Below are 21,867 nucleotides of genomic sequence, written 5' to 3' on the forward strand. Positions count from 1 at the left end.
TCATGGCAGAGGAGCAACCCTTTTATTTTGCATTTTGCTTCCGATAGCAAAATCAATTGAAAAATTGCAGGGGATTAAATTTTCAAAACCCCACCGTTACTTGCGTTGGTAACGAGTTTGGAATAGCGAGCCAGCAAGCCTGTTTTTACTTTCGGCTCAAAGCCTTTCCAACCTGCGCGGCGACGTTCAAACTCTTCATCGCTGATGTGCAGTTCGATGATACGGTTGTTCAGATCCAGCTCAATGATATCTCCTTCTTCAACAAAAGCGATTGGACCGCCTTCTGCTGCTTCCGGAGAGATGTGGCCGATACTGATACCGCGGGATGCACCAGAGAAACGTCCGTCTGTGATCAGACCGACTTTGGCACCAAGTCCCATACCTACGATCTGGGAAGTTGGAGCAAGCATCTCAGGCATACCTGGTCCGCCTTTTGGTCCTTCGTAACGGATAACGACAACGTGTCCTTCTTTTACTTTGCCGTTCGCGATGCCTTCGAGTGCTTCTTCCTGTGAATCGAAGCAGATCGCAGGTCCTTTGTGATAACCGCCAACCGAAGCATCAACCGCACCGACTTTGATAATTGCGCCTTCCGGTGCAAGGTTACCAAACAATACGGCAAGGCCACCTCTTTCGGAGTGCGGGTTATCCAGCGTGTGGATAACATTCGTATCCTGAATCTCTTGTCCCTCTACGTTCTCACGGATCGTTTTACCTGTTACGGTAATACAATCAGCGTGGATCGCGCCTGGTTTCTTCAGCAATTCGTTCAGAACTGCACTTACGCCGCCGGCATTGTGTACATCTTCGATGTGCAGGTCGGATGCAGGTGCAAGCTTCGCCAGGTGAGGTACACGGTTAGCCACTTCATTGATACGCTCGATTGGATATTCGATGCCTGCTTCATGAGCAAGAGCCAAAGTGTGCAGTACAGTGTTGGTTGAACCACCCATAGCCATATCCAGTGCGAAGGCATTGTCGATCGCTTCAACCGTAACGATATCGCGTGGTTTCAGATCCAGTTTGATGAGTTCCATCAATTGTTTCGCGGATTGTTTAACAAACTCACGACGCTCAGGAGCTACAGCCAAAATGGTACCGTTACCTGGCATAGCCAGTCCCATCGCTTCAGCCAGACAGTTCATGGAGTTTGCTGTAAACATACCGGAGCAAGAACCACAAGTTGGGCAACCGAACTGTTCAAGCTCGAGCAAGCTCTTATCGTCGATTTTACCAGCCTGGAAGGCACCTACGCCTTCAAATACGGAAGTCAGGGACAGGGCCTTACCATTGCTGTCACGACCTGCTTTCATTGGGCCACCACTTACAAACACGGTTGGGATATTGCAGCGGAGTGCACCCATCATCATGCCTGGAGTGATTTTGTCACAGTTCGGGATACATACCATGCCGTCGAACCAGTGTGCTGATACAACCGTTTCCACGGAATCCGCGATAATGTCACGGCTTGGCAGCGAGTAGCGCATACCAATGTGTCCCATGGCGATTCCGTCATCTACTCCGATGGTGTTGAATTCGAATGGAACGCCGCCCGCTTCACGAATAGCATCCTTTACGATTTTACCGAATTCCTGCAGGTGAACGTGGCCCGGCACGATATCAATGTAAGAGTTACATACAGCAATAAACGGCTTGCCGAAGTCCTCTTCTTTAACGCCCGCTGCGCGGAGCAGACTCCGGTGTGGTGCACGGTCAAAACCTTTTTTGATCATATCGGAACGCATCTTATTGGCTGACATGGTGTATTTCCCCCCAAATATATAATATTGAGCAACATGAATGGAAATATAAATGGCAGTGCATCTGTCGTTTAATTTCATCCGTACTCTAAAAAATAACCGACATGGTCGGCTTCGAGCTTCCCGTAGTTTATGAAATTCTTTGCTGCTTTAAACCCGTGAACAACCCGGTTTTTTATAGAGTCTATCACAACCGTCGTCATATTTCTACAATCAATAGAAAGAAGCCGTCACTCATTTCCATGGAGTTCGGCTTCCTTAACAGCAATATAACGTTTCTTAATTATTCGGATAAGATATGGTGCAAAAGGCTAGTTGCTTCCGCCTTTGCGTCCGATCTCACGATAGAATTCTTTGGTATGCGTTTCGGAGGTCGCTTCTCCACCCTTGCGTCCAATCTCCTTGTAAAAATCGGAATCGTGAGCATCCGAGGTTGCCTCTCCACCTTTTTTGCCTATCATTTGGTAAAAGCTGCGATCATGATTTTTGGAGGTCGCTCTGCCACCCAATCGGCCTGCTTCCTCGCGACTCATCTTTTGTCCAGCTGTCTGTGAACGTGCCATTACAAATCACTCCTTAAGGGATAAGTTGTTTTTTGTAGCGCGTATCCCTACTTACCACGTTGCTTTCAGCCTGAAACAAGCCGTTACGGTAGAGAGTATATGAATAAGGCACAGATGAGCATTCACGCAGAACGTTTGAATATTTCACGGCGATGCAGGGAAAACCGCGAGATATCCGGTTCGATGATGGGCCGAAAGGCATGACGTACTGCGGGTTGGGCCAGTAGTACAGCAAACATTACGGCAATGGCAACTATTACGGGAATGTATAACCCGCTTTCGATATAATTATAAATTCCTGACCAGATCAAAAGGCGAACGAGAAATCCGTGCAGGAGAAATACATAAAGTGTACGCCGTCCCATATCGGTCAGTCTGGATGTGAGAGAAGGTACCCAGGCCAGAAATAGTGCTCCTGAAATCATTTCCAGCGCATAAATTGCAAGACGATATATTCCGGCATACCACTCATGGTGACCAAGTTCAGCATAAGTCATGCTGCCCATCAGCCAACCTGTGGAGATCTGAAGTCCTCCCAAACCTATCCATATCAAAAGACCAGCAGATAATATTGCGGCGGCATGACGCCCCCAACCTGTTCGCACATAGGAACGAATGGACGCCCCATAGTCATAACCGATGATGAAGAAAGGAAGAAACACAAACGTTCGGCTGAAGCTGAGCCAAAATCCGTCCACAGGCAAGTAACCCGCCACTACTCCCAGCAGAATGGAGGCGATAAGCCGATAGATCGGCTTCCACGACAAGGTAGCCCTAAGCAGAAGCCTCCAGCAGAAGTGGCTGGCCAGAAACCATAGCAACAGATAAGGAGCAAAAAAGGACAGTTTCATGTGCGGGGTGTGGAACACCGAAACATCCATTAGAGCATATAACGATTGAAACAGAACGTATTGAAGTGCAATCTGTTTAAGTACTTTGCGTCCGGGTACACCCTGAGGGGCATGTCTGGCAAAATATCCGGTAACCCATACGAATAACGGCATATGGAATGTATATATCCACAGGAACAGAGCCTCTGCTCCCGCAAAGCGTGTAATGAGTGGTTCAAGAGCATTGCCAACGAGTACGCAGACAATAAGCATGAAGCGCAAGTTATAAAAAAATGATTCCTGATCACTACGGATTCCAGTCCGGTTGTTCATGTTGTAACCCTCCTGTTGACCTCACGGGCGAGGCCATCTGTATCTTTCATAAGGGTAATACGGATATGAAGTAATCATTGTGATATAATTCACAATAGAAAGCGCTATCCTTTCCCGGAGCTGTGACAACAAAATGAACGAGCGGGATTGACAACGGTTGCATAGAGGATGACAATGGGAAAAGAAGATGAGGAATTGTAAATTTAAGGAGGCTAAGAACGATGTCAACGAATACCCGCCAAAGTCCTGAAATTGTTACATTCGGTGAAAGTATGGGTTTGCTGACAGCCAAGGATACAAGAGGTCTTGAATACGCGGCTTCATTGGACAAGTCGTTTGGCGGCGCAGAGAGCAATCTGGCCATCGGTGTGTCCCGTTTGGGCCATACAAGTGGTTGGTTTGGGCGCTTGGGCCAGGATCCCATCGGCACCATGATTTTAAAAGCCATTCGTGGTGAGGGTGTAGATGTATCCAGAGCACGCTTGAGTGATGCAGAGCCGACAGGTCTGATGATTCGTGAGAACGCTTCCGGGAAATCCTCTGTACATTATTATAGGAAACTATCCGCTGCAAGTGCCATGACTCCGGATGATCTTGATCCGGACTATATTGCCGGGGCTCATATTTTGCACGTTACAGGTATTACTGCCGCTATAAGCCCTTCGGGATTATCTACGGTGGAAGCTGCCATACATATAGCCAAGCAGGCTGGTGTAAAAGTAAGTTTTGATCCGAATCTGCGTCTTAAACTCTGGTCAGTAGAGCAGGCTCGTCCGGTATTGCTTCGTCTGGCAGAGCAGGCTGACTACTTTTTGCCAGGATTGGATGAGATGAAGCTTTTGTATGACGAACAGGATGAGCAGAAGATATTCGAGCGTTTGTCAGCCCTGAATGCCATCTCAATCGTAAAGGGCGGACCGGATTTGACCTATGTATTGGTGAATGGTACCCTAACGGAAGTTCCGTACTTCAAGGCGGATCATGTGCTGGATACGGTTGGCGCGGGTGATGGATTTTGTGCAGGTTTCCTATCAGGCCTGCTCAAGGGATACTCTCCGCAGGAAGCTACCCGGTTGGGTAATTTAACCGGCTCCATGGTAATACAGGCCGTTGGTGATTGGGAGGCGCTTCCGACGTGGGAGCAAGTCGAGGCCAAGCTGAACAACGTTGCCCATGTTGAGCGCTAGTCGCTGCTGATATCATGTAAGTCTCATCTTCGTTCTTCAATTGTAAGGCTTGTAATAAACAACCACATTGATAAGGGAGAGAATGAAATGAAGAAGCTTCAGCTGCTGCAAAAAATAACAGATAACGGGGTAGTCGCCGTACTTCGGGCAGACTCTGCCGATCAGGTCATTGCCATGGCCGAGCAAGCCATAGCCGGCGGAATCAAAGTGATTGAGATTACCATGACGGTTCCCAGTGCACTTAAAGCCATCGAGAAACTGAGCCGTGTCTACCACTGGAACACACAGGATCCCGAAAAGTTTGCCATTATAGGCGCAGGAACAGTGCTTGAGCCCCAGACAGCAAGAGCTGCAATCATGTCAGGTGCTGAGTTTGTTGTCGGACCATCGCTGAATCCGGATACCGTACAGATCTGCAATCTCTATCGAATTCCGATCCTGCCAGGCGTCATGACCATTGCCGATGTTCAACGTGCGCTTGAGCTTGGTGTGGACATTGTGAAGTTGTTCCCAGGCAATCTGTATGATCCATCCATTATCAAGACGATGAAAGGGCCTATGCCTCAAGCGAATTTTATGCCGACCGGCGGGGTATCCTTGTCCAATCTGGGCGATTGGATCAAGGGAGGAGCCGTAGCCGTGGGGATCGGGTCCGACCTGACTTCCGAAGCGATGAAAACAGGGGATTTAAGTCATGTTCGCCGCAAGGCGGAACAATATATGGATACTTACCGTAAGGCAAAAGCTGAATAGATGCAAGGCGGGGGATAAGAGCAGGTTCAGTAGAGCTCTTATTCCCAACAGCCGCAGCACCTGCGGTAAGTGAAGAAAGGTGATTGAAGTTGAGGAACCGGTATAATACAGGGCGCAAGAAGAGGGGCATCGGAAAATTTCTGCTCGTACTTCTGGCGCTCATTGTCATTGGCTGCGGGTTTGTTGCCTGGAAGCTATTCACCCCGTACGGACCGCAGGAAATGGCCCAAAAGGCTATGGAAACAGCGGATCAGGTTACGGTGAGTGTACAGGAAAACTGGATTGATTTTATGCCAGACAAACCTGAAGGGATTAGTGTTATTTTCTATCCGGGTGGTTTGGTGAAACCGGAAAGTTATGCTCCTCTGGCTCACGAGTTGGCAGAAGCCGGACACCATACCGTCATTGCCAAAATGCCGGTCAATCTGGCAGTGCTGAAACAAAATCTGGCAGATGATATTCGTAATGCTTATCCGGAGGAATCATTTGTCATGGGTGGACACTCACTGGGTGGATCCATGGCTGCCCGTTATGCAGCATCCCATCCGGACGCCCTCCAAGGTATCTTTTTCCTGGCGTCCTATCCGGATCAAAAGGGCAGCGTGAAATCATTGGGAATTCAGGCGCTATCCATTTTGGGTACCAATGATGAAGTTGTCAATGCGACCAAATACCAGAACGGCCGTGCCTATCTGCCGGAAGACACGGTGTACTACACGATTGAAGGAGGGAACCATTCGCAGTTCGGTGACTATGGGCACCAGAGTGGTGACGGAGAACCTGAAATTACGGGCGAAGAGCAGTTGTCTCAAACGGTAAAGGCGGTTACCGAATGGCTCGAAGGTATCGAATAAATACATCTGCCAGGAGGCGCGGCTAGGTTATGGCCATACTTCAAGTAAAGGGTCTGCAGATTCCCTGCCAGGGCATTTTGTTTGATAAGGATGGGACACTGCTTGAATTTTTGCAATTATGGGGACCGTGGGCCGATTCCTTGCTGAATCAATTGGAAGCCGTATTGTCAGGCATGGGAGCTGGTTTTACGGTGGAAAAAGGCAAGGTACTTGGTACGGTCCACGACAGCCAAGGACACATTGTTGATTATGACAGGCAGGGTCCGCTGGCCATCGCTACTGTAGATGAGAGTACCGGGCTCATGGCCGGACAGTTGTATGCGGCAGGCATGCCATGGAATGATGCGATTACAACAGTCCGCGAGCTCTCTAATTCAGCCATGCAGGAATTGCGTACCAGACGGCAGGCCGAGCCTATGCCTGGGTTGGTTTCCTTTTTGCAGAGCTGCCAAGCCGCTTCGATCAAGGTGGCGGTGGTAACCTCGGACAGCACGCCCGCAGCAGAAGAGCATTTAGAATGGATGGGGATTCGCTCCTTCTTTACGTCCATCGTAGGCTGTGACCGCGTTACCTTAGGCAAGCCGAATGGCGAAACAGTCAAACTGGCATGTCATGAATTACATATTCATCCTCATCAGGCCATCGTTATAGGTGATAGTAACGGGGATATGCAGATGGGACTGAACGCCGGAGTTTCGCATGTCATTGGTTTCTGTCCCCTTGGGAAAGAAGCAGTACATTTACAGGATGCGGATGTCGTTATTGGGAATTATCACGAAATCCGGGTGAGTCCGGATGGTGCCTGAACGGGATTATTCCGCTAAGGAGGAGAGAGGATGAACGGGGTAGAACAGCTGGCTTCCTGGATTCAGGAAAGTTCCAATATTGTTTTTTTCGGAGGGGCAGGAACGTCGACCGAAAGCGGGATTCCCGACTTCCGCTCTGCCGCGGGCCTATATCAGACAGAGCAGCATTCTCCGTATCCGCCGGAGGAATTGCTGAGTCGTCACTTTTTCGATCAGCATGCCGATATTTTCTATGATTTCTATCGGGGCAAAATGCTTCATCCCGATGCCGAACCCAACGGTTGTCACAGGCTCCTTGCACGTTTGGAGCAGGAAGGTCGGCTGAAGGCGGTCATTACCCAGAATATTGACGGGCTGCATCAAAAAGCAGGCAGCACCAACGTGCTCGAATTGCATGGGTCCGTTCACCGGAATGCCTGCATGGATTGCGGGCGTTTCTACCCGCTGAATGACATCATCCGGTCGAAGGATGCGGTTCCCCGCTGTGCAGCTTGTCATGGAGTTATTAAGCCTGACGTTGTGCTGTATGAAGAGGAATTGGACCAGAACACACTATACCAGTCTGTGGACGCTATCTCTTCTGCCGATCTGCTGCTGGTCGGTGGTACCTCACTGACCGTCCATCCTGCTGCACAGCTGATTACGTATTTTCGGGGAAAACATACCGTATTACTGAATGCCACGCCAACGGCATATGACCGGCAGGCAGATTTGCTGATTACTGAGCCGATCGGCGAGGTAATGATTAAGGTGGACCAGCTTCTTGGTTAAACGGTTTGTCTGAAATAACCGCCTTCTCCCGCGCTCGAACTCGAGTGCAGGAAGCGGAACCTGGGGAAAGAAGGGATTCATGATGGTCTACTTAGCCAGCGATACACGCTATGAAACGATGAAATATAACCGTGTTGGACGTTCTGGACTGAAACTTCCGGCAATTTCACTTGGGCTTTGGCATAATTTTGGCGGCATCAACAATGCGGAGAATGGTCGAAACATGATTACTCGATCCTTTGATCTGGGCATTACGCATTTCGATCTTGCCAACAATTACGGTCCGCCCGCAGGTTCTGCAGAGCAGCTGTTTGGTCAGGTGCTGGCACAGGATCTGAAGCCTTATCGGGATGAACTGGTGATATCCACCAAAGCGGGATATTATATGTGGCCCGGGCCGTATGGCGAATGGGGTTCCCGCAAAAATCTGGTATCCAGCCTGAATCAGAGTCTGAAGCGCATGGGGCTCGATTATGTTGATATTTTCTATTCACATCGTTATGATCCTGAAACGCCGCTGGAAGAAACGATGATGGCTCTGGACCATATTGTTCGTTCGGGTAAAGCGCTCTATGTGGGCATCTCCAATTACCCGGCAGAGCAGACGAAACAGGCTGCTGAAATTCTGAAAGGTTTGGGTACACCTCTACTGATCCATCAACCGAAGTATTCCATGCTGGATCGCTGGATCGAAGATGGGCTTCAGGATGTGCTGGATGAGTACGGTGCAGGCAGCATTGCTTTCTGTCCATTAGCACAGGGGGTACTGACGAACAAGTATTTGAACGGCATTCCGGAAGATTCTCGTGCAAAAGGACCATCCGTCTTCTTGAACGAGAACAATATCTCTCCTGAGACGCTGCGCAAAGTCCGTGCTCTCAATCAGATTGCTGCAGCTCGTGGTCAGAGTCTGGCTCAGTTTGCGCTCGCCTGGGTTCTCCGAAACGGGAGGGTAACGTCGGCATTGATCGGTGCAAGCCGTACATCGCAGATCGAGGAGAATGTGGCCGCGCTTAATCAGCTGGACTTCTCATCGGAAGAGCTTGAGCGAATTGAATCCATTCTTAGTCCGGAACATCATGACAAATAAGCATGTGACTGAGAAAAGCTATAATAAATGAAAAAAAGAAGGTGCATATCAGCCGTGATGGCAGATGCATCTTCTTTTCATTTTCACTAATTTGCACTCATATTACCCAAGTAAACAGACGTTGATCTATACGTTTGGTCTTGACGTGAGTTGATCATTTTTGTTTGGTTGAGTCATGCCAGGCCTCGGAGTTTGGGGTCTGGAGAGAATATTTTCCCGATAGAGAGTCGGGGCTTCTCCGTGGAAACGTTTGAACTGTTTGGAGAAATACAGGGCATCTGGCAGTCCTACGGATGCGGATACCTGCTCAATGGACAGATCCGGACGTTCACGCAGCAGCTGCCGTGACTTGTCTATGCGGAGCTTCAGCAGATACGTGACCGGGGATAGACCGGTTTCCTGCTTGAAAATCCGGGACAGATAAGCGCGGTTATAGCCGAGACTGGCTGACATCTGTTCAATGGAGACGGGGTGGGCATATTGGGTAGACATGTATTGGATCATCTGTTTTACGGTCCGCCTAATTGAAGATTCACCAGGAATCAGGGTTTGTCCCTGAGAAAGGTGATTTTGGGCTTCGGCTAGAATCATATATAACGTACCGATGGATGTAAAATGAGAGCTTTCTTTGCGCTCGGCAAATGCATTTTGCATGACGGATAGCCAATCAGCAATCCCGCAGGACGGCCCGGCATGAAAAACGGATTTTTCCGGACGAAAACCCGCTTCTTCCGTGTGTTTCCCAGCCTGGCTGCCTGTATAGGCCATCCATCGATATTCCCAGGGGCGGCGGGCATCAGATTGGTAACTTACCAGCTGCCCGGGATGAATGAGGAAACAATCTCCTGCGGATAATTCGTAAGTATGAAGTTCGGTGCGGAATGTACCAGCGCCCTTTTCTACATAATGAAGCAGATAGTAATCGTATAGTTTTGGGCCAAGAGCATGACCCGGAAGGGTCTGGCTTGCGCCAGCAAAAAGGACATGTAATGGCCCCTTTTCATAATAGACCGGATTGGATGCAACCGAGTACGTCTTTGCTCCACTTTTCCCTGAGGATTCCTGTGTGTTTTTTATCGGATCTATTGCTGAATGTTCCTTGGGTTGATCAATCATGTGCCGTTCCTTCTTTCTGTGATGTTCTTTCCATTATATGACGGAAGGTCACATTTATCCATATGAAACACACATGGTTTCATTTCAAGAGGTACCGCTTTCTTGTATAATAACCTTAAGAAAACAACAACATTGAGATGAGGTGCAGCAGCAATGAACATACATGAATTGAAACAAAAGTTTATTGAGAAGTACGGAGAGAGTGAAGCGGGTCTCCGTGTATTCCATGCTCCTGGACGTGTGAATCTAATCGGGGAACATATTGACTACAATGGTGGGTACGTGCTTCCGGCAGCGCTTGAATTTGGTACAACACTTGTTATCCGGGAACGGAAGGACGACAAATTGCAGCTGGCTTCCACCAATATGTCCTATGAAGGCGTGCTGGACACGTCCTCGATCGGCAAGGAGAAAACAGGGGAGTGGACAGATTATCCAGTTGGTGTCATGGTTGAACTGCAAGCTAAAGGCGTGAAGGTAACGAAAGGATATGACTTCCTGTACCATGGTGAAATTCCGAACGGTGCCGGACTATCCTCTTCCGCATCGCTGGAGGTGCTTACCGGGTATGCGATTCAGTCGATGGAAGGTATATCTGATATCGATACAGTACAGTTGTCGCTTCTGTCCCAAAAAGCAGAAAACGAGTTCGTTGGCGTCAACTGCGGCATTATGGATCAGTTCGCCGTAGCTAACGGTGCAGAGGATCATGCCATTCTGCTGATGTGTGATACGCTTGAATATGAGAAGGTACCTTTCCGCACAGGCTCTTATAAGCTGGTCATCGGCAATACGAACAAACGTCGCGGTCTGGTAGACTCGGCCTATAACGAGCGGCGCTCCCAGTGCGAGCAGGCACTTGCCATTTTGAAGGAACAGCTGCCTGCACTTGATTATCTGGCGCAACTGACGCCGGAGCAATTTGTAACCCTACAGGATCACATCAAGGATGAAAAGGTAAGACAGCGTGCCGAGCACGTCGTGGAAGAGAATGCACGTGTGCTTGCATCGGTTGAAGCGCTGCGTAATAACGATTTGGAAACGTTCGGCAAGCTGATGAATGCATCCCATGAATCGCTCCGCTATCTGTATGAAGTAAGCTGCGAGGAATTGGACGTAATGGTAGAGGAGGCGCAGCGCATTCCAGGAACACTCGGTGCACGTATGACGGGAGCCGGATTCGGTGGATGCACGGTGTCACTGGTACATGAGGATGATGTAGAACGCTTTGTTCGCGAAGTGGGAGCAGCGTATGAAGCACGTACAAGTCTCAAGGGAGATTTCTATGTGTGCGGAGTGGGCGACGGTGTCAAAGAATTGAAGGAGGCGAAGTAAAATGGCAATTTTGGTGACAGGTGGAGCAGGATATATTGGTTCGCATACGGTAGCGGCTTTGTTGGAACGCGGCGAGGAAGTCGTGGTACTGGACAATTTGCAGACTGGGCATCGGGAAGCATTGCTCGGCGGCAAGTTGTATGAAGGAGATCTGCGTGACAAGGCGTTTCTGGCAAAACTGTTCGCTGAGAACTCCATTGATGCAGTCATTCACTTTGCGGCCAATTCCCTGGTCGGCGAGAGCATGAAGGATCCGGTTAAATATTATGACAACAACGTGTTCGGTACGTTGTGTTTGCTGGAAGCAATGAACGCAGCCAATGTGCGCCGGATCGTATTCTCTTCTACAGCCGCCACTTATGGCGAGCCTGAGAAAGTGCCAATCGAAGAAAGCGACCGCACTGAACCTACGAACGTATATGGCGAAACGAAACTGATGATGGAACGCATGATGTCCTGGTTTGACAAAGTACAGGAGATTAAATATGTGTCCCTGCGTTACTTCAATGCAGCTGGAGCACATGATAGCGGCAAAATTGGTGAAGACCATCAGCCGGAGAGCCACTTGATCCCACTGGTCCTGCAAACCGCGTTGAAACAACGTCCACACATCGCCGTGTTTGGCGATGACTACGCGACAGAAGATGGAACGTGTGTCCGAGATTATATTCACGTGAGCGACTTGGCAGATGCGCATCTGCGTGCAGTAGATTATCTCCGCAAAGGGGAGAACAGCAACGTGTTTAACCTGGGTAACGGTCAAGGGTTCTCGGTTAAACAGGTTATTGAAACTGCGAAAAAAGTGACCGGACTGGATATCCCGGTTGTACAGGAGCCGCGCCGTGCAGGTGATCCGGCTGTTCTGGTCGCATCGTCTGCCAAAGCAAGATCCGTGCTGGGCTGGAATCCGACACGGACCAATCTGGAAGATGTCATTCAGAGTGCCTGGAGCTGGCACCAATCTCATCCTAACGGCTACGGAAAAAACTAGGAGGCGAACATCAATATGTCACAGACCCATAATGCTGCAGGCACCACAGACCGGACACCGGAGCAGCAGGAAGCACTGCATGCCATTGAACGTCTGGTTGCATTTGCCTTGCAGAACAAACTGATTGAAGAAGCGGATTGGGATTATAGCCGCAACCTTCTGCTGGAACAGTTCGGATTTTCCGAGCCCTACGATGGAGCGTTGAACGAGATTGTACCGGATGGACCGCAATCCTTGCTGGATACGTTGATTGACTATGGTTATGCAATTGGACTCATTCCGGAGAATACGGATACGTACCGTGATTTGCTGGATGCGAAAATTATGGGTCAGCTGATGGCCCGTCCATCTGAGGTGGTTCGCGCGTTCCGCCACACAGAGCAAACAGAAGGTATCGAAGCCGCCACACAGAAGTTTTACGAGCTGTCGATTCACTCCAACTATATCCGTATGGACCGGATCTCGAAGAATGTATACTGGACGCAGGAAACGCCATATGGCGATATGGAAATTACGATTAACCTGTCCAAGCCGGAGAAAAGTCCGAAGGAAATCGCCATGGCCAAACTGCTTCCGCCGCCGGTATATCCGAAGTGTCAATTATGCCGGGAAAATGTAGGCTATGCTGGCCGAGTAAATCATCCGGCTCGTCAAAACCTGCGTGTTATTCCGCTGGAATTAAACGGTGAACCATGGTTCTTCCAATACTCGCCATATGTGTACTATAACGAGCACTGCATCATTTTCCATCATGATCATGTGCCAATGAAGCTGACAAAAGATACGTTGCGCAGACTACTTGCCTTCGTAGGCGAGTATCCGCACTATTTTATCGGTTCCAATGCAGATCTGCCAATCGTGGGTGGTTCAATCCTGACTCATGATCATTTCCAGGGCGGACGCCATACGTTTGCCATTCAAAATGCAAAACCTGAAGCGGTGTTCCGTCATGCGGATGCACCAGGGCTTACCCTGAGTCTGGTAAAATGGCCAATGTCCGTTCTTCGACTCGCTTCACATGATCCAGCGGAGCTGCTCGAAGCGGGTAACGCCGTGTATGAAGCGTGGAAACTGTACAGTGACCCTTCTGTAGAGATCCAGGCGTTCAGTGAGGTGGATGGAGAGCAAGTACCTCACAATACGGTAACACCGATTGTTCGTCGTAGTGCGGACGGTGGTTACGAGATGGATCTGGTTCTCCGCAACAATCGTACGAATGAAGAGCATCCGGAGGGGATTTTCCACCCACACCGTGAAATGCATCATTTGAAAAAAGAGAACATCGGACTTATCGAAGTCATGGGGCTTGCGATTCTTCCAGGGCGGTTAAAAGAAGAACTGGACGGAATCGCCGATATTCTTGCAGGGGATACTCAGCTTGCGGAAGCTGCCCAGGCTTCTGATCATGTTTTGCACCAGCATCTTCGCTGGGCGGAAGAACTGAAAGAACGTTTTGGTTCCAGCCTGGACAAGGAACAGGCCGTTGCTCTGATTCAGCAGGAAGTAGGCCTTAAGTTTTCCGAGATTTTGGAGCATGCAGGGGTTTACAAATATGATGAGGCGGGACGTCAGGCATTCCGCCGGTTCGTTGAAAGCATGGGATATACTGAATAAGTGGAAACTTCTTCAGTAGCTATCATGCTATCGCAATAATTAAAAAGGATAGGCGAGCAGGAATGCTCGTCTATCCTTTTTCTATACATAAATCATTAATCTTGCAACTACTTGTGTAGATGGCTCGATGGTCATTAGCGCTTATATAACAAAAGTATCTTTCCATCATGAGCAATAAACACATGGACATGGCAGAGACTGGGGGTTCATTGTATAATATGAGAATGATTATCACAGGTTGATAAAATAAATGAAGTATAGGAAACGGGGACGAACAAATGGAAAAGAAGCCACTGAACATACCGCTAATCACCGACGCAGCAGAACTGCAAAACATGGTAGGTGAGCCTCATGAGCACGTGAGAAACAAAGCGATATCGTTTGTGGACTCCCATGTTGAACATTTTTTATCCATGTCACCACTGTTTTTTCTGTCCAGTTCCGATGGGGAAGGTAGAAGTGATGCATCCCCCCGGGGAGACGAAGCAGGTTTCGTGAAGGTTCTTGATCCGCATCGTCTGGTCTACCCCGAACGTCCAGGCAATCGCCGAATTGACTCGCTGTTAAACATCCTAACCAATCCTGGGGTGGGCATGCTCTTCCTCATCCCAGGCATGAACGAAGTATTACGCATCAATGGAACTGCTTCTATTACGAAGGATGAGGAATTTATTAATAGTATGGGCTGGACGGGGAAAACGATAGGGGCAGCGGTTATTGTAGACGTGAATGAATGCTTTATCCATTGCCCGAGAGCCTTCAAGCAGGCGGGATTGTGGTCTTCCGAGACTTGGGTGGACAAGGAAAGTTTGCCTTCGACGATGGATATGTTCCGTGCCCATCTGCAGATCAACGGCTTGTTATAAAGTGAGTGACTATGGATTTGTTTTTATAAAATCGGGGTACTATAATTGGAGTTGCACAAACATTCTAACTCCAATGGAGGCGACATAGATTATGAAATCTTTTCAATTTTATAACCCCACCCGTCTGATCTTCGGTAAAGGACAACTGGAAGCGTTGAAAACTGAAGTACCGAAGTACGGCAAACGGGTATTGCTTGTATATGGCGGCGGCAGCATTAAACGAAGTGGTCTGTATGATCAAGTGATCGGATTGCTTAAGGAAATCGGAGCAGAAGTTACAGAACTGGCAGGCGTGGAGCCTAACCCGCGTCTTTCGACTGTCCATAAGGGAGTAGACATCTGCAAGACTCAGGACATCGAGCTGATTCTCGCCGTAGGTGGCGGTAGTGTGCTCGACTGCGCCAAGGCGATTGCCGTAGGTGCGAAATATGATGGCGACATGTGGGACTTTGCTCAGCGCAAAGCGGTTGCTCAGGATGCACTTCCACTTGGTACGGTGCTGACCATGGCAGCAACAGGTTCCGAGATGAACTCGGGTTCCGTTATTACCAATCAGGATACACAGGAAAAATTGGGCTGGGGCAGTGCGTATTCATTCCCTGCGTTCTCGATCCTTGATCCGGTTAATACATATACCGTGCCTTTGGATCAGACTGTATACGGCATGGTTGACATGATGTCTCACGTATTGGAGCATTACTTCCACCTGGATGCCAATACGCCAGTACAACTTGGCTTCTGTGAGACGATTCTGCGTACCGTTATGGATGCAGCACCTCGTTTGGTAGAGGATCTGGAAAACTACGAGCTGCGCGAAACCATTCTGTACTGCGGTACGATGGCATTGAACGGCGTACTGAACATGGGACTTGCCGGTGACTGGGCAACTCACAATATCGAACATGCCGTATCTGCTGTATATGACATCCCGCACGGCGGGGGCCTTGCCATTCTGTTCCCGAACTGGATGAAACACAATCTGGACGTAAACGTGGATCGTTTCAAACGATTGGCTATTAATGTCTTTGAAGTGAATCCTGAAGGCAAATCGGACAAACAGGTAGCCGAGGAAGGCATCGAAGCTTTACGCAAGTTCTGGACGTCCATTGGCGCGCCTAGTCGTCTTGCTGACTATGACATTGACGACAGCCAGATTGATATCATGGCTGACAAGGCAATGCTGTTTGGCCCATTTGGTAACTTCAAGAAGCTGCAGCGTGAAGATGTTGTGTCCATTTACAAGGCTTCTCTGTAATAAAGGGCATTCAATTATTAATAAAGACCGCAAATCTCCACAATATGGAGATTTGCGGTCTTTTTGCGTGAATAGTCCTGTAAAATAACCATTATCGGGTCTGGAATACAAATGAGGAAAGAATTTGAAACTTTTTGAGGGTAGCTACGTATTTATTTACATGAGGAATGCCCAGTGAGTTAGGTGTTACGGCAGAAGAGAGGAGGAACGGGGAATGGAGTCCATCTATTGGGGATGTCTAATCGGAGGAGCCATATTTGCAGTCGTCAGTTTGGTGCTGGGTGATTTGATTGACGGATTGCTGGATGGAGCCTTTGAAATGCCAGGCATTGATTTTCTCAAACCTGTTGTACTTGCTGGTTCCATTACAGCCTTTGGCGGAGCTGGTATCATGTTGACGCGTTATAGCTCGGTAAGTGCCATTGCGGGTCTTATCTTATCCCTGCTTATAGGTATTGCTGCTGCCATGCTGGTATTCTTTGCTTATATCAAGCCGATGCGGAACAGTGAGGTTTCCATTGCATTTTCCATGAAGGAACTATCCGGGAAAATCGGAGAAATTACGATTCCAGTACCTGAGAAGGGTTTCGGTGAGGTCATGATCCGTGTTGCTTCCGGTAACACGATTCATACCGCGTCCAGCTTCGAACATCGCCCTATTGCGGCGGGTGCGCGTGTAGTGGTAGTGGACATAACAGAAGGTGTGCTTCGTGTGGCGGAATGGGATGAAGATGTACTTAAAGACGTTTGAGTAGAACGAGAGAAGTTGTTTGTCATCATCGTAATAAGGGGAGAGATGTGGAATGGAATGGAATATGGATGTGTTATTGATTCCTGCAATTGTTGTAGGTGTCATTCTGGTTCTTGGTTTGGCCTTCTGGGCGAGGTATAAGACGGTTGGACCCGATGAAGCGATGATCGTTACGGGTTCATTCCTGGGTAATAAAAATATTTCCGAAGATGAGTCCGGTCGCAAGATTAAAATCGTACGTGGCGGTGGTGCTTTCATCTGGCCTGTGTTTCAGCAATCCGAATTTATCTCCTTGCTGTCTCACAAGCTGGATGTATCTACACCTGAAGTATATACGGAACAAGGTGTTCCGGTTATTGCGGACGGTGTTGCGATTATCAAAGTTGGTAGTGCTGTGGAAGATGTAGCAACAGCAGCCGAACAATTTATTGGTAAACCCGTTGAAGCGTTACGAGGCGAAGCGCAGGAAGTTCTGGAAGGGCATTTGCGGGCCATTCTCGGAACCATGACTGTGGAGGAAGTTTATCGGAACCGGGATCGATTCGCGCAAGAGGTTCAAGGTGTGGCTGCACGAGATCTGAAAAAGATGGGTCTGCAGATCGTATCTTTTACCATCAAGGATGTTCGTGACAAACAAGGATATCTGGACGCCCTCGGTAAGCCAAGAATTGCTGCCGTAAAACGGGATGCGGAGATTGCGGAAGCCGAAGCAATGAGAGATGCACGTATTCAAAAAGCGAATGCGGAAGAGCAAGGACAAAAGGCGGAATTGCTCCGTGATACCAATATCGCCGAAGCAGCCAAAGAGAAGGAATTGAAAGTGGCAGCGTTTAAGCGCGACCAGGATACAGCTAAGGCCGAAGCGGACCAAGCGTACCATATCCAGGAAGCACGTGCGAAACAGACGGTTGTTGAAGAACAGATGAAAGTTGAACTCGTGCGTAAAGAACGTGAGATTGACCTGAAGGAAAAAGAAATTACCGTACGTGAGAAGCAGTATGATGCGGAAGTGAAGAAAAAAGCGGAAGCAGATCGTTATGCTGTCGAGCAGGCGGCCGAAGCGGATAAAGCAAAAAGAATGCGCGAAGCCGATGCAGTACAATACTCCATCGAGACCCAAGCCAAAGCAACAGCCGAACAAAAACGGCTTGAAGGTCAGGCTGTGGCAGATGCAGAACGGGCCAAAGGTACTGCGGATGCAGAAGTCATTCGTCTGCGCGGTCTGGCGGAAGCCGAAGCGAAGGAAAAATTGGCGGAAGCATTCCAGAAGTTTGGCGAGGCAGCGGTACTGGATATCATCGTCAAAATGCTGCCTGAGCTTGCTGGTAAAATTGCAGAGCCAATCTCATCCATTGATAAATTGACCGTGGTAGATACAGGTAAGGGTGAGGGTGCAGCACGTGTAAGTAACTATGTGACTGAACTGATGTCTACAGCTCCTGAGATGCTGAAAAGCGTATCGGGCATTGATGTAGAGCAGTTAATTAAAGGTTTGACCAAGTCCAAAACACCAGCACCTGTCGCTATTCAGCAAAGCGAGACTCCAACGACTCCATCTGTGATTGATAAAATTGTGGAAAGAACTGGAGCAGAGGATTAAGACTACGTTTGAACGAAGCATGAAGCTCTATTGACCTTAACGTGATTTTTTGTTACTTTTTAAGCGAGACGTTCGGCGCGGTTTGCCCGCACCGGACGTCTTTTCGTTCATTACGAGGATGTGACGAAATCACATTCCAGATGGTATGAAAAAAGAGGTGCAAACAGTGAGCAGCCTGCATGTAAACAAAGCGTTAAATAATAATGTAATTATTGCACAGCATCCTGAACATGGAGAAGTCGTTGTCATCGGTAAAGGCATTGGCTTCAACCGGAAAACCGGTGACATCATTCCCTTGATGGCTGTGGAGAAGATGTTCATTTTGAAAAACCAGCAGGAACAAGAGCAGTACAAACAGCTTCTTCCGCAAGTGGATGAGGCATTGATCGAGATTATTAACGAATGCATTACGTATATTGCAGAGCGTACGGATGTTCCGCTTAATGAACATATTCATATTGCATTGACTGATCATATTTCTTTTGCGCTTAAACGCAAAGAACAGGGCATAGTCATTCAAAATCCATTTCTATATGAAACCCGTGAGATCTATCCGGAAGAATATCGGATGGGAGATTACGCCGTTCGCCTCATTAAGGAGAAGCTCGGCGTCGATTTGGGCATGGATGAAATTGGATTTATAGCGCTGCATATCTACAGTGCCATGACCAACCAGAACATATCCCAAGTACGCGAACATTCACAGCTGATTACTGACCTGGTAGGAATCGTCTCGGATCAGTTGGATTATTCGTTTGAAACGGAGTCGCTGGACTATTCACGTCTGCTTACACATCTTCGGTTTGCTTTGGAACGTGTGCGTCGTGGGGACAAGGTGGAAGAGCTTCATAAGCTCGATTCCTTGCTCAAGTTGGAGTACCCCGAAATGTACTCGCTTGCATGGAAGCTGACCAAAGTCATGGAAAAAAGATTGAATCTTCCCGTTTATCCAGCAGAGGTGGGATATCTAACTATCCATCTTCAACGTCTGAATCAAAGGAAAGAAGAAGAGAACAAGTGAAATATTCCCACAGCTGGATTTGCATCCGGAGAAATTTAGTGTAAAGGCTTGCACTGTTTTGGAAGTGATGCTACAATGGTGTCCGTAATCAAGCAACTGAAAAAAACATAAGCGACGTGTTACTGACTCGATCAGGCATGAGTTTCTAGAGTGTGATTGTTCTTACCTTATACAGGGTATGCTATACCCGAAGGTTGGCACAATTCGCTTTATTAGCTTATGCCTTTTTTGATTTCCCTTGCTTGCATCACGACATACAGACTTAGACGAAAGGGTGAATACGACGCGATGTTTAAAAAGCTTTTTGGCGTCTTGCAAAGAGTAGGTAAAGCTCTTATGCTTCCTGTAGCCATTCTACCAGCAGCGGGCTTATTGCTCGGAATCGGTAATATGCTGGTGAATCCGGACTTTTTGCAATATGTAACGGCGCTGGATACTCCTTGGGTGAACTCAATCGCGACGATCATGATGAACGCAGGTCAGATCGTATTTGACAATCTGGCATTGCTCTTTGCAGTAGGTGTAGCCGTTGGGCTAGCCGGAGGCGAAGGTGTGGCAGGTCTTGCGGCCATTATTGGTTATCTGGTGATGAATGTCACTTTGGGTACAGCCGTTGGTGTAACACCAGCAATGATCGGTGAAGTACCGGGTTATGCCAGCATTCTGGGTATTCCAACACTGAGTACCGGTGTGTTCGGAGGTATCATTATTGGTATAGCCGCAGCATTGTGTTACAATCGGTTCTTCAAAATCGAACTGCCGTCTTACCTTGGGTTCTTTGCAGGTAAACGTTTTGTTCCGATTATCACTTCGGTTGTTTCCCTCTTGCTCGGGTTACTTCTGGTAGTTATCTGGCCACCTATCCAAAGTGGACTGAATGCTGTATCTCACTTCATGGTGGATACGAGTCCGACGCTGTCGGCATTCATTTTCGGAGTTGTAGAACGGTCTCTTATTCCGTTTGGACTCCATCACATTTTCTACTCTCCATTCTGGTTTGAATTCGGTGAGTATGTGAACAAAGCTGGAGACGTTATTCGTGGGGACCAGCAAATCTTCTTCAACCAATTGCGTGATGGTGTAAACCTTACGGCGGGAACCTTCCAAGTGGGTAAATTCCCGTTCATGATGTTCGGTTTGCCGGCTGCGGCACTTGCGATGTACCATGAAGCAAGACCGGAGCACAAAAAGTATGTTGCAGGGATCATGGGTTCAGCTGCGCTGACCTCGTTCCTTACAGGGATTACAGAGCCACTTGAATTCTCGTTCCTGTTTGTGGCGCCAATACTGTTTGCGGTACACTGTATCTTCGCAGGTTTGTCTTTCATGACAATGCAAATTCTGGGTGTCAAAATCGGGATGACGTTCTCCGGTGGATTCATTGACTTCCTGATTTTCGGGATCATCCCGAACCGCACTCCATGGTGGGACGTTATTATCGTCGGTTTGATTCTTGCCGTGATCTACTATTTCGGATTCCGAATGATCATTCGCAAGTTCAACCTCAAAACACCAGGTCGCGAAGAAGCAACACCTGAAACAAACTCAGGTGGAGGATCAGGTTCAACTGACGAGCTGCCACACAATATTCTGGAAGCCTTCGGTGGACAACAGAATATCAAACATCTGGATGCATGTATCACTCGTTTGCGGATTGAAGTAAATGAGAAATCCAATGTAAATAAAGATCGTTTGAAACAATTAGGTGCATCTGGCGTGCTTGAAGTGGGTAATAATGTACAGGCCATTTTCGGTACACGTTCAGATACAATCAAGTCCCAAATGCAGGACATCATTGCAGGACGCACCCCGGCACCAGCACCAGCTGCTGATGTTAAACCTACTCCTGAAGAGGAGAAGGCAGCGGGAGCAGAAGGCGAAAGCATTATTGCTGAAGATATCGTCATGCCGGTTAACGGTGAATTGATGGATATCACAAACGTACCTGATCCGGTCTTTGCCGAGAAAATGACAGGTGACGGTTTCGCTGTACTGCCGCATGATGGCAAGATTACTTCGCCTGTATACGGTAAAGTGTTTAACGTATTCCCTAGCAAACATGCTGTCGGTATCATGTCAGACGGCGGCAAGGAAGTACTGGTTCATATAGGTGTCAACACGGTGAAATTGAAAGGTCAGGGTTTCAACGTGCTTGTGCAGGAAGGTGATCTGGTATCGGCCGGTCAACCGATTATGGAAGTGGATTTGGAGTATGTGAGAGCTAACGCTCCATCCATCATCTCGCCAGTGATTTTCACCAACTTGCCAGAAGGCTCCACGGTGACCCTGAAGAAGAGTGGAGTTCTGAAAATTGGCGATCAGCCAATCATTGAGATAAAATAAGAAGTGTTCCGACAATGGCAAGCAAGTG

19 protein-coding genes are annotated in these 21,867 nt (G+C 48.3%); 15 read left to right on the plus strand and 4 right to left on the minus strand.

Features of this window, described 5'->3' with window-relative positions:
• Nucleotides 1-74: 74 nt before the first annotated feature.
• The 3 genes from ilvD to MH144_RS09520 form a co-directional block, all read right to left on the minus strand.
• On the minus strand, nt 75-1,760 hold the full coding sequence (gene ilvD / locus MH144_RS09510; protein WP_239299373.1) for a dihydroxy-acid dehydratase: 1,686 nt from the start codon (nt 1,758-1,760) through the stop codon (nt 75-77).
• A 311-nt stretch (nt 1,761-2,071) separates the two neighbouring features.
• Nucleotides 2,072-2,323 (minus strand): KGG domain-containing protein, encoded by a 252-nt coding sequence (locus MH144_RS09515; protein WP_095289530.1) that lies wholly within the window; start codon nt 2,321-2,323, stop codon nt 2,072-2,074.
• A gap of 122 nt (nt 2,324-2,445) precedes the next feature.
• Nucleotides 2,446-3,486 carry an acyltransferase family protein gene (locus MH144_RS09520; protein WP_239299375.1) on the minus strand — a complete coding sequence of 347 codons (1,041 nt, stop codon included), beginning with the start codon at nt 3,484-3,486 and terminating at the stop codon, nt 2,446-2,448.
• Between the two features lie 221 nt (nt 3,487-3,707).
• On the opposite strand from MH144_RS09520, the gene MH144_RS09525 reads away from it, so the two are divergent.
• The 6 genes from MH144_RS09525 (at nt 3,708) to mgrA (ending at nt 8,947) form a co-directional block, all read left to right on the plus strand.
• Nucleotides 3,708-4,673, plus strand: coding sequence for a sugar kinase (locus MH144_RS09525; RefSeq protein ID WP_239299376.1), 966 nt, complete (start codon nt 3,708-3,710; stop codon nt 4,671-4,673).
• 87 nt (nt 4,674-4,760) lie between these two features.
• Nucleotides 4,761-5,426 carry a bifunctional 2-keto-4-hydroxyglutarate aldolase/2-keto-3-deoxy-6-phosphogluconate aldolase gene (locus MH144_RS09530; protein WP_239299377.1) on the plus strand — a complete coding sequence of 222 codons (666 nt, stop codon included), beginning with the start codon at nt 4,761-4,763 and terminating at the stop codon, nt 5,424-5,426.
• A gap of 89 nt (nt 5,427-5,515) precedes the next feature.
• Complete coding sequence (locus MH144_RS09535; RefSeq protein WP_239300529.1) at nt 5,516-6,280, plus strand: alpha/beta fold hydrolase; 765 nt, start codon at nt 5,516-5,518, stop codon at nt 6,278-6,280.
• A 29-nt stretch (nt 6,281-6,309) separates the two neighbouring features.
• Nucleotides 6,310-7,086 carry an HAD family hydrolase gene (locus MH144_RS09540; protein ID WP_239299378.1) on the plus strand — a complete coding sequence of 259 codons (777 nt, stop codon included), beginning with the start codon at nt 6,310-6,312 and terminating at the stop codon, nt 7,084-7,086.
• A 30-nt stretch (nt 7,087-7,116) separates the two neighbouring features.
• Nucleotides 7,117-7,857 (plus strand): NAD-dependent protein deacylase, encoded by a 741-nt coding sequence (locus MH144_RS09545; RefSeq protein ID WP_239299379.1) that lies wholly within the window; start codon nt 7,117-7,119, stop codon nt 7,855-7,857.
• An 82-nt stretch (nt 7,858-7,939) separates the two neighbouring features.
• A complete protein-coding gene (gene mgrA / locus MH144_RS09550; protein WP_239300531.1) occupies nt 7,940-8,947 on the plus strand; it encodes an L-glyceraldehyde 3-phosphate reductase in 1,008 nt (335 codons plus the stop codon).
• 126 nt (nt 8,948-9,073) lie between these two features.
• Here the strand turns inward: mgrA and MH144_RS09555 are convergent, their stop codons facing one another.
• Nucleotides 9,074-10,063 (minus strand): AraC family transcriptional regulator, encoded by a 990-nt coding sequence (locus MH144_RS09555; RefSeq protein ID WP_239299380.1) that lies wholly within the window; start codon nt 10,061-10,063, stop codon nt 9,074-9,076.
• Nucleotides 10,064-10,216: 153 nt separating this feature from the next.
• Between MH144_RS09555 and MH144_RS09560 the strand changes: the two genes are divergently transcribed.
• The 9 genes from MH144_RS09560 (at nt 10,217) to ptsG (ending at nt 21,839) form a co-directional block, all read left to right on the plus strand.
• The gene (locus MH144_RS09560) at nt 10,217-11,398 is read left to right on the plus strand and encodes a galactokinase (protein ID WP_239299381.1); all 1,182 of its coding nucleotides are present in this window, start codon (nt 10,217-10,219) and stop codon (nt 11,396-11,398) included.
• Between the two features lies 1 nt (nt 11,399).
• Nucleotides 11,400-12,389, plus strand: a complete 990-nt coding sequence (gene galE / locus MH144_RS09565; RefSeq protein ID WP_095359770.1) for a UDP-glucose 4-epimerase GalE — start codon at nt 11,400-11,402, stop codon at nt 12,387-12,389.
• Between the two features lie 15 nt (nt 12,390-12,404).
• Nucleotides 12,405-14,003 (plus strand): UDP-glucose--hexose-1-phosphate uridylyltransferase, encoded by a 1,599-nt coding sequence (locus MH144_RS09570; RefSeq protein WP_239299382.1) that lies wholly within the window; start codon nt 12,405-12,407, stop codon nt 14,001-14,003.
• A gap of 278 nt (nt 14,004-14,281) precedes the next feature.
• Complete coding sequence (locus MH144_RS09575; protein WP_239299383.1) at nt 14,282-14,869, plus strand: MSMEG_1061 family FMN-dependent PPOX-type flavoprotein; 588 nt, start codon at nt 14,282-14,284, stop codon at nt 14,867-14,869.
• Nucleotides 14,870-14,960: 91 nt separating this feature from the next.
• Nucleotides 14,961-16,124, plus strand: coding sequence for an iron-containing alcohol dehydrogenase (locus tag MH144_RS09580; protein WP_239299385.1), 1,164 nt, complete (start codon nt 14,961-14,963; stop codon nt 16,122-16,124).
• Between the two features lie 214 nt (nt 16,125-16,338).
• Entirely contained in the window at nt 16,339-16,875 is a 537-nt protein-coding gene (locus MH144_RS09585) for an NfeD family membrane protein (protein WP_239299387.1), read from the plus strand.
• Nucleotides 16,876-16,927: 52 nt separating this feature from the next.
• A complete protein-coding gene (locus MH144_RS09590; protein WP_239299389.1) occupies nt 16,928-18,475 on the plus strand; it encodes a flotillin family protein in 1,548 nt (515 codons plus the stop codon).
• A 166-nt stretch (nt 18,476-18,641) separates the two neighbouring features.
• Nucleotides 18,642-19,496 carry a glucose PTS transporter transcription antiterminator GlcT gene (gene glcT, locus MH144_RS09595; protein ID WP_343226055.1) on the plus strand — a complete coding sequence of 285 codons (855 nt, stop codon included), beginning with the start codon at nt 18,642-18,644 and terminating at the stop codon, nt 19,494-19,496.
• Nucleotides 19,497-19,784: 288 nt separating this feature from the next.
• Nucleotides 19,785-21,839 carry a glucose-specific PTS transporter subunit IIBC gene (gene ptsG / locus MH144_RS09600; protein ID WP_239299393.1) on the plus strand — a complete coding sequence of 685 codons (2,055 nt, stop codon included), beginning with the start codon at nt 19,785-19,787 and terminating at the stop codon, nt 21,837-21,839.
• The last annotated feature ends 28 nt before the right edge of the window (nt 21,840-21,867 follow it).

It is taken from the genome of Paenibacillus sp. ACRRY (assembly GCF_022346995.1).
Taxonomy (GTDB): Bacteria; Bacillota; Bacilli; order Paenibacillales; family Paenibacillaceae; genus Paenibacillus.